Source organism: Anseongella ginsenosidimutans, assembly GCF_008033235.1.
Lineage (GTDB): Bacteria > Bacteroidota > Bacteroidia > Sphingobacteriales > Sphingobacteriaceae > Anseongella > Anseongella ginsenosidimutans.
In genome coordinates, this window is the sequence record NZ_CP042432.1 from 2421298 (window position 1) to 2435515 (window position 14218).

The 14218-nt window shown below is 50.1% G+C and carries 5 protein-coding genes; all 5 read left to right on the forward strand.

The window, feature by feature from the left end; genetic code table 11:
• The first annotated feature begins 3 nt into the window (after positions 1–3).
• The 5 genes from FRZ59_RS10020 (at position 4) to FRZ59_RS10040 (ending at position 14192) form a co-directional block, all read left to right on the forward strand.
• Entirely contained in the window at positions 4–789 is a 786-nt protein-coding gene (locus FRZ59_RS10020; protein ID WP_132129574.1) for a pentapeptide repeat-containing protein, read from the forward strand.
• 78 nt (positions 790–867) lie between these two features.
• The gene (locus FRZ59_RS10025) at positions 868–2853 is read left to right on the forward strand and encodes a sensor histidine kinase (RefSeq protein WP_132129575.1); all 1986 of its coding nucleotides are present in this window, start codon (positions 868–870) and stop codon (positions 2851–2853) included.
• Positions 2854–2858: 5 nt separating this feature from the next.
• Entirely contained in the window at positions 2859–3653 is a 795-nt protein-coding gene (locus tag FRZ59_RS10030; RefSeq protein WP_132129576.1) for a response regulator, read from the forward strand.
• Between the two features lie 118 nt (positions 3654–3771).
• A complete protein-coding gene (locus FRZ59_RS10035; protein ID WP_132129577.1) occupies positions 3772–13569 on the forward strand; it encodes a LamG domain-containing protein in 9798 nt (3265 codons plus the stop codon).
• A gap of 176 nt (positions 13570–13745) precedes the next feature.
• Positions 13746–14192, forward strand: coding sequence for a hypothetical protein (locus FRZ59_RS10040; protein WP_132129578.1), 447 nt, complete (start codon positions 13746–13748; stop codon positions 14190–14192).
• Positions 14193–14218 lie beyond the last annotated feature (26 nt).

Below are 14218 nucleotides of genomic sequence, written 5' to 3' on the forward strand. Positions count from 1 at the left end.
GCGATGAAAAGAATATTGAAAATCATGCGGCCGGCCGCGCTGTTGGCGCTGCGCGCGGTATTATTTGTCCTGCCGGCACTACTTTTTGTTTTAACGGCGGCTTCCGCTCAGGAAAATGTTTCCGCCGAAGAGATCGTGCAGAAGATCAACCAGGGACAAGCTGTTGAGATCAGGGATGCAATCATTACAGGTATACTTGATCTTACTGAAATAAATACCAAAAGCCTTGCGAAGGATCGCGATTCGAACAGGTCTTACAAAAGTAAGGTCAATGTTCCGTTAACGTTCTATAATTGCACTTTTAATGATGGCATAGTTGCTTACAAGGTGCTGGAAAATCGGGGAAAGTCGCCGCAGGTACTCTATACAGCTGATTTTTCGAAACAAGTGACTTTTGACAACTGCACTTTTGAAGGAATGACCGAATTTAAGTATTCTGACTTTTCCGAAAGCGTTTCTTTTGCCGGAGCCAGGTTTTCAGAACCGGCAAATTTTAAATATGCACAGTTTCATGACCGTACTGATTTTTCCAACGCAAATTTCCCGGAAGATGCTGACTTCAAATACGCGCAGTTCCAGGAGGAAGCCGATTTTTCTTCAGCAAAACTGCGGGATGACGCCAGCTTTAAATACGCTAAATTTAAGAATAAGGTCAATTTTCAACAGACAACATTTGAAGGATTTGCCGACTTTAAGTATACTACGTTTAAAACGGCTACAGACTTCCAGCAGGCGTCCTTCCGCCAGGGAAGCGATTTCAAGTACACGAACGGCGATTACCGGCTTTGATGTTATATAGCGAGAAATTCTCACCTGCAGGACCGGGAAATTAACGTATATTAGTGCCATCACCTGAACCCGGCCCGGATGGAGAGAATTTTCTACTCTTTTATTTCACTTCGAATTTCTATTTGCCGCGGCTGCTGCGCTTACCGGAACTGCTGCATTTACCGGAACCGCAGCGTAAGCCTGAACCGGAACCGCAGCGCTTACCGGAACCAAAGCGTTTACCGGGATTACGGCGTAAACCTGAACCGGAACACTTGCCTGCTTCTGTTCTCCTTGTTTTTGCTTTCCGTTTCCTGCGCAGATGAGACGGCTGTCAACCCCGCTGAAAACATCAAGGCTGAGGCTGGCTATAAAGCAAGCGTTGACAGCTTGTACAGGCAAAGCAACTATTATAAGGACTCAGGCCACGATTCATTAAAGGTAATCGCCCGGCAATTGGTTGTGTTGGGAGAAACTAATAAAGACGCGGAAGCCGTTGTCCGGGGTACACTTTTGAATGCTAACTACGAATGGATGCGCGCCAATTATCCCGAAGCCATTCGCCTTGCGGTGGTTGCCCTGGGAAAGGCGCAGGAAAACGGGTTGAAAAAGCAAATTCCGCAGATATATGCGACCATCGGGAACCTCCACAAGGAGAATGAAAACTACGCAACAGCTCTGGACGCTGCGGAAAAGGGGATCAGGGCGGCCCGGGAGATCCGGGATACGGCACAGCTTATCTACTTGCTGCGGGTAAAGGCGATGTTCACCCACAGCTTTGGCATGCTGAAAAATAACGACTCCATCAGAGCGCATTCGCTGCAGCTGCATATGGAAGGTTTGAAGCTGGCGGAATCCGGTCAGGCCTATGAACGCAGCCGCATTGCCTATTATGACAACATTAGCCAGTACTATAAAATCAACGGTGTTTATGACCTTGGGATCTACTATGGCCATAAAGGCGCTGAACTGGCGAAGAAATATAGCCAGCGCCGGTCTCTTACATATGCCTATAACTGGTTAGGTGAAAGTTATTTTTATAAAGGCCAGCAGGAAAAAGGGATCGCTTACATGAAGGACGCGTTACAGATAGCCCTGGAGTTGAAATCAACCTATAGAGCGATGGAAATTCATTGCTCTCTCTATGAGTGCTACCATTCCATAAACGACGATAAGAATGCGCTGGCACATTTTGTAAGATACAGGGGCATTCACGATTCCCTGGAAGTACTGAAGAATGTAAAGAAAATCGGGCAGATACACCTGCAGTATGAAACGGAACAGAAGGATCAGCAAATTGCTTCGCTGGGGGCTATCAACGAGGAAAAGACCCGGCGGAACATGCTTATTCTTGTTGGTTTATTTTTGTTGTTGTGTCTGTCGGGTTTTCTTTACAGGCAATACCGGGCCATTGGCAGAAGGAACCGGCTGTTAACAGAAAGTAATCATAAGATCAATAAACAGTCGGAACAACTGCAGCTGCTGATGAAAGAGTTGCATCACCGGGTGAAAAACAACCTTCAGATCGTTTCCAGCTTGCTGAGCCTGCAATCCAATCATCTGGAAGACAAAGACGCCCAACAGGCGGTAAGGATCGGACAGCAGCGGATCGAGGCCATGTCCCTGATCCACCGGAGCCTTTACCAGCGGGATACCCCCAATTCCGTGAATATGCGTGAATATGTTAAGGACCTTGTCGAAAGCATTATCCAGAGCTTCGGCTTTGACAAAAACCGCTTCGACCTGAAGCTGGAGGTAGATACGGCGGAAGTGGACGTGGATATGGCGCTGCCACTGGGGCTCATTATTAACGAATGGGTGACGAATGCTTTTAAACATGCCTACAAGGACGTAAGGAGGCCCTTGTTATGGCTTTCCCTGAAGCAGGATGGTGGAATTCAGCTCGAGATCAGGGATAACGGGCCGGGAATGGATGCTGACAGCTGGGAGCGGCCGGCCGGTTCATTCGGCGTGAAACTGGTCAAGGTCCTCAGCAGGCAGCTAAAAGGGGTTTGTGAAATGAAACGGGCAGGCGGTACGGCTTTCACTTTAAGGATTCCCCTGCAAATGGAGAAAGCAGTTTAGACGATATGGAACATAAGATGAGCGTGCTGATCGTGGAAGATGAAGGGATAGTAGCCCTTGGTTTGGAAAACATGCTTCAGCTGGAAGGCTACGAAGTAACGGGTATTGCCGATAACGGGAAAGAAGCATTGGAAATTATAAAACAGCAAACAGTTGATCTTGTACTACTCGATATCCAGATCAAAGGCGAATGGGACGGGGTTGAAACTGCCCGCCAGCTTAGTACCGTCAGGAATATTCCTTTCATTTACCTAACAGCCTTTTCAGATGATGAAACCGTCGAACGGGCCAGGGAAACCTTTCCGGCCGCTTACCTGACCAAACCCTACCAGGCAAGAAGCCTCATGATTGCCATTGACCTGGCGCTGCACAATTTTGCTTTTCACAAACAACAGTCCGGCAGACAGGATACAGATAAGATAATTCCCTTGTTTCCCCGCGACCGCAGCACGGGAACAATGGATCAAAAGGAGGCGATACTCTATTTTAATGACGCGGTTTTTATCAAGCAAAACTATAAGTTTATCAAAGTGCGATTGAACGAGATTTGCTACCTGCAGGCGGACGGAAACTATACCGGCATCTTTACATCGGATAAGAAATATATCATTCGCCATACCTTAAGCGCCTTACTCGAAAAACTGAACCGTTCCAATCTGTCCAGGGTCCACCGGTCTTTTGCTGTCAATATGGAAGTGATTGACCATTTTAACGAGAATGCCATTTTCGTAGGGGAAAAGGAGATACCGTTGGGGCGTTATTACAAAGATGGTTTTTTTCAGAATTTTGATTTCCGCTGAATCCAAGCCGCTTAAGCTTTCCTTTTTCTACATACATATATTCGCCCTTTGAATACAAAAGGGCGGGGTTTACATACATTTCCTGAAACCGGGGTTGCCTAATGGTTAATTTCAGGACATGGAAAGACTCTACTTTAACTGTTTGACAACTACCCTGTTTTTATCGCTGCAGCTTTTTGGATATAAAGCGCAAGCGGCCACCCATTTCATTCCAGCTATTGATATTGCTTCCGCTTCCGCTTCCGCTTCCGCTGATATTGCTTCCGCCGGGACTGTTTCAGGCAAGTTATATAATCCGGATGATTATGGTATAGAAGGTTATGGTGTTGATGAATACGGGGTATATATACATTTTTATTTGGTAGTAGCCAGTAAAGAAGGGCCTACCTCCAAGATAGACGGCAGAGTAAAGGTTAGGTATTCTGATCGCGGAGCGACTTTCATCGGCAGTTTATTTGACTATGGAGGTGATCCTGAAACCATGCGGATCAGGACAAAATTTCTTGATACTTATCATAGCTCGGGAGGAATCCGGTTCAGGGCTGAAAATGGCACTCCGGCAAATAATGCATGGTCGGGATTTATAACAGTTCCCGATGGAGATGAATATAAGACGGATGGGGGTGCGGAATTAACAGAGGTGCATATCAGGTGGTATATTCCGGAGGAGCTTATCGGAAAACGCCTCACGATACTACATAGTCAAGCCCTTTATATTGCCGGCGATTACGTAGGTATTCAGGAAACAACCATGTATTTTGATAAGGTAAAATCAAGGACATCAAAAATATTCAGTCCGCCGCTGCCCGATGCCACGTTTTCTACCGGGGAGATCTCCGCGAATCCGGATAAAATGCTGGTACGGTATGCTTATAGCGGCACCACCGCGCCTGCCGGTGCTACTGTCAGGCATTGGCTGAACGACGATATGAATAATGATGTTACCGATGCATCCAATGTAAAGCCCACGGGGACATTGGATGCGGTAAAGAGCAACTTTGAGCAGCGACATGATTTTTATTCGGAATTTATCGGACAGGGAGGTCATATGCGCTACCGTCAATCACAGGTGGTAATGGTTCCCCCTTATATCTGGCCTGTTGAGCTGAAAGCGGCCTACGATGGGGAAAACAAGGTCGCCCTCTCCTGGAATGTAAATCTGCCCGGCGCGGGAACGAATTTTATTGACGGGGATAAATTTGAGGTTGCTCGTTCAACGGACAGCACGTTCGGAGACATCACTAAAATCAAAGCGGTGGGCACCATCGATTACGATCCGGCCCAAACCCATTACGAGACGCTCGACAACCTGGCCGACCTCCGGGACAGCACGCATGTATACTACCGTGTAAGGCGTACCGAATCCAAAAACACCTGGGAGTGGAAGGTGTCCGTGAATGCCGGTCTTTATGTTGAACTGGATACCATCTTAAAAGCGGATACAGTTTTGCTGGATGAAACGGCCGGCCCAAAAGCTATTATCACCTGGCAACCATTTAAGGGGGTATGGTTTTCGGGTACCCGGTTTACCATTACAAAATCCAATCAAACCACCGGCGCCGCGCCTCAAATAATAAATCTTGACGAAAAGGATGCCCGTTCAGGTACCTATACTGATGACAATATTCCCTATTGCAGCGAGTTTACCTACTCCATTGAACTGACATTTGGCGGCAATTTTGATTCGCCTCCGGAAGCGGACGTGCCGGGAAGCGTTCTCGCCGTCGACGTCGGAACCATCAAGGACCTGTATGTGTCCAAGGGGTATTTTCCCGATCGGACGGAATTAAGATGGAGCGCCGAAGGTATATTCGATAGTTATATTATCAAGCGGAGGATCTATGGCTCCGGCGATAATTTCGCCCAGATAGCCACTGTTCCGGGCACTTCGGCCAATAGTGATATCCAGACCGACGATCCCAAGGGAATTCCGGGAGTTTATTACGAATATAGAGTAGTAGGGGCGGTCAACTGCAATAACACGACAAAATACTCGAAGGACACCCTGCAAGCCGTGGGTTTTCGCAGCCCGGCGGGAACGGTCTATGGACGCATCACCTACGAGAACGGGCAGGCCGTGGAAAATGTAGCGGTAAGATTGGAAAGTGCGGATAACGCTCAATTGGGACGAAGTATTTATCTGAACGGAGAAGCTGAAAGCTACCTGATGATCGATTCGCTGTACCACCCCTTTTCCGGCCCGGCCTTTACGGTAGAAGCCTGGATCCGCCCGGATGACAAGCAGCCTGTAAATCAGGTAATATTTAGCCAGTCGGGGCAATATGAACTGGGTTTTAACGGCGCAGGACAGCTGTATTTCCGGTATAAAAATGAAGTAGTAACGGGAGCGTATATTATCCAAAACCAATCCTTTGTACACCTGGCCGGGGTTTATGGCAGGGACTCCCTTGGGCTGATGCTTAACGATTCGCTCATAGCGGTTATTCCCTGCCTTGCCCAGCCGGGCGGAAGCCCTGATACCACGGTATATATCGGACGGAATGCAAATGGCAATCACTTCAAAGGTTACATTGATGAAATGCGGGCCTGGAATATCGCGCTGGACGCACAGCGCGTGAAGCGGGACTATACCCGGCTGATGGCGGGTAACGAAGCCGGCCTGGCGGCCTACTGGCGCTTTGACGAAACAATTGAAGATCAATTCTACGATATTTCAAATACCAGCAGCAATTATCATAAAAATGACGGCATACTAGCTATGCAGGCCGTAAGGTCGAACGTTATCCCAACGCCCGACCAGCTTTCTCTGAAGGCTTATACCGATATTTCCGGGAATTATATGATCTCCGGCATTCCCTACACGGGTAATGGCACTACCTATGCCATTGTTCCCCTGCTGGGTACCCATCAATTCGATCCTACATCGGTGAACCGGCTGATATCGTCCAATTCGTCCGAATTCACCGTGAATTTTGTGGATAAATCTTCCTTCCCTGTGTCGGGATACGTTTACTATCAGAATAGTACCGTGCCGGTGAAAGGCGTTCAATTTATGATAGATGGCAAGTATGCGCAAAAAGAGAACGGCCAGATCATAGAAACCGATGCGCTGGGAAAATTCTCGATATCCGTGCCGGTGGGTGTCCATGAAGTGAAAGCGGTGAAAACGAACCATGTATTTGTTAACGATGGAAAGATCACCAATCGATTCGGCGGGAACCTGAATTACCAGGAGCCGGTGAGTGAACGCATTTTGTATGACAGCACTACGGTGCGCTTTATAGGCCGGGTAGCGGGCGGCGTTATACAAAGCGATTATCCCCTGGGGCATTCTCTTTCCAGGAATAACCTTGGGGAAAACCTTTCAATAACGATGGAACTGGCCGGCGCCCAAAACCGGAAGATCAATGCTTCCGCGGTTGATAGCCTGGTTACCGTAAAGCATTTACTGCCGTCCGGCCAAAGCGACCCTTCCCGGGTGCATCGCACGCGCGTGAATTTCCAGGAATATGCCATTACCATTTACCCGGATTCCGTCACCGGGGAATTTGCCGTTGACCTTATTCCGGAGGACTTTAACGTGATGTCCGTAAAGGCAACCGGGCATTCCAGCCTGAACCTGCCCGGGAATCTTCCGCTGAATATTAACCTGACCAATAAATTTTTTGTCGAAAGTGAAGTGCATGCCTCCGATACGGTTTTCTATAATTACGCTTATAAATTTATTGAGCGAAATAAACCGCTTATTGACGTAAGCCAGGTGAATATATCGGGGAATAGTGTTCCTTTTTTCGGGGATACCGTGACTACGGTTAATTTGCTGAACAACCAGGGATATCGTGTGCCTGTTTATGATTTTTCGGACGGCAGCTATTTATTCGGCTACCCGGTTTTTGAACAGAACAGATCGTACCGGCTCCGGGTAAGCGCATATGAGTTATATGAGTATTTTGAAGAAGATGACCCGCAAAATCCGGTATCCACGGACCGTGTTCCAACTCAAGACGGACTTGTATCCATCGCGAATGATTTGAGGCGCGGTTCAAATATTCCCGATACGCTTAGCCTGAATGAAGAAGGCGAAGGAATTTACCAGTTCCAGGCCGGTGAGCCGGAAATTTCGAATGGGGTCGGGAGAAAGGGGCTTAGCGTCACCGTTGATATAGGCGGCCAGCCCATTCCATGGAATAACGGAAACAAACTGGAAGGCTATATAGTAGGGTGGAAGAAGACAGGAACCGATTTTATAACGGCAGGGCCGAACGAAATCGTGCGGGTACTCCGGGACCCGCCCGGATCCAACAGTTACGCCTGGTTTGAAGAGGGTACCAGCACTATCGTAGAAAAGGAATACGTTGGATCCGTTATCCAGGCAGGTTCGGAGGAATTGAAAAACTCGCTGGGAGCGGCAACTATTACATTTGTAGGTGTGGGCGGCGGGACCATTAATGTAACGGAAGCCGGAAACACGTACGCGGGCAAGCTTAGCCATTCGGAAACATTTACCGGGAAGGATAAAAGCACGACGGTCACGAAATTCCTGAGCCGGTATCAGACAAGTGCAGATCCGACCCGGGTTGGCGCCGATGCCGATCTCTTTATCGGGAATTCCACCAATTTTACCTATGGAAGTACACTTGAACTGATCGTCGTAAAGAACGATGAAGTGAAAACCGGTTCTGATATGGTCTTTTTCGACGGAGCCGCCGCTGGCGTTGATTATTCTATAGTCCGAAGGACCGGGATTAATATCGCCCAGCGATTCGGAACCCATTTTGTGTACACCGCCAAACATATCGAAGATATACTGATCCCCGGGATAGTGGAGATCAGGAATACCCTGCTTCTGCCGGTTTCAACCTCGCCTGCTGCTGCCCAGCAAAGGGCTAACTCATTAAAGGAAGAGGTATATGTTTCTAAATTGCCTCCTGGTGACCCAAATTATGGTGCGTCTAATGTGGATGCGGAAGCATTTGGGGTTGGGGTGCTTTCCGCGCCCTGGGGCGACGGCCCAAGCTATAAAATATATACTCCCGATCTGCCCGGTTATAACCAGACGGATACGATCCTGGCTTTGAACCAGCACATCAAAGGCTGGAAGCGCGAATTGTATGAAAATGAAAAGGTGAAAGTATCCGATCCTGTTCATGTAAAGAATTTTTCCTTTACCGGCGGAGGCGATGTTCAGTATTCGGAATATGCCGGGATAACGGAAGTAACCAGCACGGATTTCAATATAACGCTTGGGGCCGCTTTCCTGAGCAGTATCGGTGTCACGATCAACAAAACCGGATTGACTCTTAATATTGAAGAAGGCCTGACGACCGAACAAGGGGGTAATTTCAGCGACGGCGGCACCGAAGAAAAGACCTTTGGTTTTACGTTTTCCGAAAGCAGCGTGGATTACCTCAGCGTGGACGTGCTGAAAGCAAAGGATAGTACCTTCGTATTCAAAACAAAGGGCGGCGAAACAGCATGCCCGTATGAAGGCCCTACCTTAACAAAATATTTTCAGCCCGGCACTACCATTGACCAGCCGACCATGCGGGCGGAAGCGCCGGATATTACGGTGGAAAAACCCGTTGCCGCTGATATACCTTCTACGCGCAATGCTACCTTTTCCCTGCAGCTTCAGAACGCATCCGAAACGGAGCGGGGCGTGTCCTTTTACCTGCAGGTAATGGAAGACAGTAACCCGGACGGGGCAAAGATCTATATGGACGGCGCCTCCCTGGCCACCGGAAGAGCTGTCTGGCTCAATGCCGGGCAGGTACTGCAAAAGACCATTACCCTGGAGCGCGGGCCGGAGGCGATGGAGTATGAAGACATTGTACTGCGGCTGATCTCTGAATGTGATACCACCGCTTTTGACCTGGTTAATATTTCGGCCCATTTTATTCCATCCTGCTCGGATGTGCATATCCAATCACCGGCTGATAACTGGCTTTTGAACACCCAGTCTCCGGTGAATGCCGCCGGGGAGCGATACCTGCCCCTGGTTATTGATGAATTTGATACGAGTAACAGCTTATTCGGCTATATAGGCCTCCAGTATAAGCCCCTGGCCAGTTCAACCTGGACCTCGGTTGTTAAATTTTATGCGGATTCCGCTTCCTACGAGGAGGCCCAGGGCGCCAAACAGTTAATTACGGGTAATGAGATTAACTACCAGCTGGTCATGAGCGATGCTTCGTTCAGCGACCAGCAATATGAGATCAGGACGGTGGCCGTCTGCATGGATAATGGACAGCAGGTATCCACAACTGCATCAAACGTGATAAGAGGAACGAAGGATACGTACCGGCCCCGACTGTTCGGCAGTCCGCAGCCGGCTAACGGCGTGCTGGATATTACTGAAGATGTCCGGCTCAATTTGAATGAAACGATTGCTGCGGGCCTGCTTTCTTATCCGGATTTCCAGGTGACCGGTATCCGTAACGGCTCCCTGGGTGATCATTCTGTGTCGGTAAGGCTGGACGGGCAGGATGATTACCTGGCTACTGAATTTAATAGGAACCTGGAAGGGAAAGATATCACGGTGGAAATGTGGGTTTTGCCGGGCGGGCAAACGAGCGGCATACCTGCCGGGAGCCCGCGCGGAACTCTTTTCAGCCACGGAAATAGCAACCAATCCCTGGAACTTGCTTTTGCAGCGGGCAATTACCTGGAAGTGAGGGTTGGGGAAACGGTTGTTAAAAGTGAAGCGCCCCTGGTGTACAAACCCGGAGAATGGGCGCATGTGGCGCTGGTTTATAATGCAGCGGCTTCTACTGTTTCGGCAGTCTATAATTTCGCGGAAGTGATCAGCGGCGTCCCGGTAACCACTTATAGCGGAAGCGGCCATTTTGAGTTCGGACGAAGTATCGCGAAGCAGGGCAACTATTTCGAAGGGGCCATGCACGAGGCCAGGATATGGACCGAAAGCCTCACGCCAACGCGTTTACAGGCGAACAGCCTGCTTCGTTTATCGGGCGCTGAGAACGGGCTGCTCGGCTATTATCCGATGACAGAGGGAAAAGGCGATAAGGCTTTTGATAAAGCGCATGGCGCGCATGCCGGCCTGCAGGGGAACTGGGCTACGCCGCCCGGAAAAGCCATCAGCTTCGACGGGAACGGATACCTGAAGCTGAATACAGCCACCGCTCCGGTAACCGGCCGGATGGATTACACGATGGAACTTTGGTTTAAAGCGGAACCGGGCCAGGGAGATGCGGCCCTGGCATCCAGCGGAAAAGGCGATGGCAATGATAACAGCGGATCCCGCAGCGTCTTCTTTTTAGGTTTTGAGAATGGCTTGCTTACCTACCGCAATAACGGCGTCAAAATGCAGGCCGAAGGAAATTATTTGGACAATGACTGGCATCACCTGGCTATTGCCGTGAACCGCAACTCAGGTGTTGCACAGTTCTTCGTGGACGGCGAACTCAACAGTTATTTCGATGGGAATGCCCTGGGAGGATTAGCTGCACCCTTTATCTACCTGGGAGCCAGGGGATGGCATGAGCAGGGTGATGCGGCTACGGTGTCATTTGACCGCCACTTCAAAGGAAAAATAGATGAGTTCCGTCTCTGGAATACCTACCTGAATGCCACCCTGGTAAGCGAGAACAGTAACGTACGGCTTAAAGGAGATGAGCTGGGGCTTTTATTGTACTATCCGTTTGAGGACTACGTGGAGTTCCAGAATAACCAGGAACTGGCTTTCAGCCTGGCCGATTTAAAAATACAGCAGGATCCTGCGACGGTTATTCCCCCTGCCGAAACGGTGAATGCAACGGAAACAGACGATAAAGCGCCGGTTAAAGACCATGGCTCGGTGGACAACCTGCAATTCGACTACGTGGTGAATGACGACGCGCTGATCATTAATTTGCTGGAGCCAAGGCAGGCGATTGATAAAACCATTGTCACTTTCCGGGTGGAAAACCTGCGCGATATGAATGGCAATATAATGGAATCGCCGGTCACCTGGACAGCCTATATTGACCGGAATCAATTGAGTTGGAGTGATGATGAATTCACGCTGAGCAAGGAATTATATGCGCCCATGGAATTTGAATCGTATATTCTGAACAGCGGCGGCAGCGTGCAGCATTTCCGGCTGGACAATCTTCCTTCCTGGCTGCGCGCCAGTCCTTCCAGCGGTACCATTGAGCCTCAGGGTCGGGAAAAAATTGTATTCCGCATAAATGAAGGCCTGAATGTAGGCGCTTATGATGAGATCATCTATATGCGTAATGATGACGACGAAACCGAAGCCTTGCCGGTTAGCCTGAAAGTGGCGGGCGAGGAACCGGACTGGGCCGTGGACCCCGCCGATTTTGATTACAGCATGATCGTTTATGGTAAACTGCGTATCAATGGCATTTTTTCGGCGAATCCGGATGATATACTGGCCGCGTTTACCGGCGGGGAATGCGTTGGGTTCACGCGAAACGTTTATAATGAGGCAAATGATCTCTGGTACACCTTCCTGACGGTCTATAGCAATACGCTGCAGCACGATGATCTTGAATTCCGAATCTGGGACGCCGCCAGCGGTAAAACCTACCAGGCAGTGCCTTCGGCCGGTGTTTCTTTTAGCAATGATGCCATTGCCGGCACGGCCGCCGGCCCTATTCTGTTTGAGGGCCGGGAGATGGTCTTCCAGGATATCCCCTTGACCCAGGGCTGGAATTGGATATCCTTTAACCTTTCCAGCGGGAACCTCGATGATATACCATCCACGTTATCCAAGGGGCAATGGCAGTCCGGAGATATCGTGAAGAACGAGGAGCTGGGATTTCATCAATATTCCTCGTCAGGCGGCTGGCTGGGGTACCTGGAATCTTTTAATAATACGTCTCTTTTCATGCTGAAGGCCGGCCTTGCCCAGTCCCTGAGTATCGACGGCATTCCGCTGGATATCGCCGCTACCCCCATTCCGGTGAAAGGCGGGCGCTGGAATTATATCAGTTACCTGCCACAGGGCAATATGACCGTGCAGGAAGCCCTGGCGGGCTACGAAGCATCGGATGAAGACGTGATCAAGTCGCAGACCGGTTTCGCTATGTATAATTCGCAGACCGGCTGGGTGGGTAATCTCACTTTCCTGGAACCTGGCAAAGGGTATATGCTGTACCGGAAAGCGGCAAACGATGTGACCTTCCACTATCCTGCTCAGGGCGGTATATTGAACCAGGCCGGCGGGGGCCGGACCGTGGAAACCGTTCCTTTGCGATCTTCGGGAAGCACGGCCTTGCCCGGCGGGCTGCGGGCGGGCGCCATACAGGCCGCTCAGCGGCTTAATCCCCTGCAGGCGCCGGTGGAAAATAACTTTTATTTCGCCGAAAATATGACTGTAATTGCTGTCCTGGATGATGAATTTGATCTTAGCTCCGAGGATCGCGTAATTGCCTACGTGAATGGCGAAGTAAGGGGCAAGGCAGCGCAAGTTACCAACCCGCTGAACGGGAAGCCCCAATTCTTTATAAATATCGCCGGCGATGAAAACGCGCCCGTGTATTTTGAGATCGAACGCCAGGGAAGGATAGTGGCCCGCTCGGCTACGACAATTGCCTACCGGTCGGACAGCAGGGCGGGTACGGTGGACGATCCCCTGGTGATCCGCATTGAGAATGAGCATGCGGAGATCACCATGTACCCTAACCCCTTTGGCCGGCAGCTCACGATCAGCGGGGAGATCCGCGCCGGCGGAAGCGCCGGCGGTGAAAGCCCTGGAAGCCAGCGCGAAACTTCCCCTGTTCATGAAGTACAGTTACTGGTATATGACGTTACCGGTGCAAAGGTGCTGGAAGGGCCGCCGCAGCGGATAAGCGGTAATAATTTCCGCCTTACCTGGGACGGGCGGAACATGGGCGGCCAGGTTTGCCTGCCGGGAGTTTATTTTATTCATGTGCTTATTGACGGCAGGCCTCTTTCAGGTAAAGTGATCAAGGTGGATTCTCCTAAGTGAACTACCGTCTTCTGAGAAGGCGGCTTCATGAAACGGGCAAAGCCCTCCTGAATTTTTCCTGCTTCACAGCCCCGACCACTGTCGGCAACTCCACAGGCTCTGCGGGACGTCCCATCCCTGAATAGCGAATACAAATGTTGTTAATAGATCGCAATGCAAATACATAAATAAAAAAAATGAAAAAAAATACTGTATACGTAGTGTTGCTCGCCTTCCTGTTTGGAGCGGGCGCCTGCAAGAAGAAGAAGGGCGAAGATGCGCTGCCTGTATTCCCTGCGCCTTCCTGGAAAGCGGCGGAAACAACCGATTTCCCCTATAGCATGACGGCGGTGGTAAAGCTGCCCAATTCGCTGCAATCCGGCTACCAGGCGGATGATGAGCTGGCGGCGTTCATCAACGAGGGCTGCCGCGGCACGGGGGTGCCCGTCAAGGTAGGGAATGATATGACCTTCTACATAATGATCCGGGGAGCGGCATCCGAGGAGGAACGGGTGCGCTTTAAGTATTTCAGCGCGAAGACCGGGCATATTTATTTTTCGGGTAATTGGGCGGAATTTACCGTTGACGGCAGTTATGGTACTGCCGACCAGCCCCGGGTCCTTGACCTCCAGCCGCAGAAGTAAGGCGTCAGGCGGGAGCGGAGGTGGTC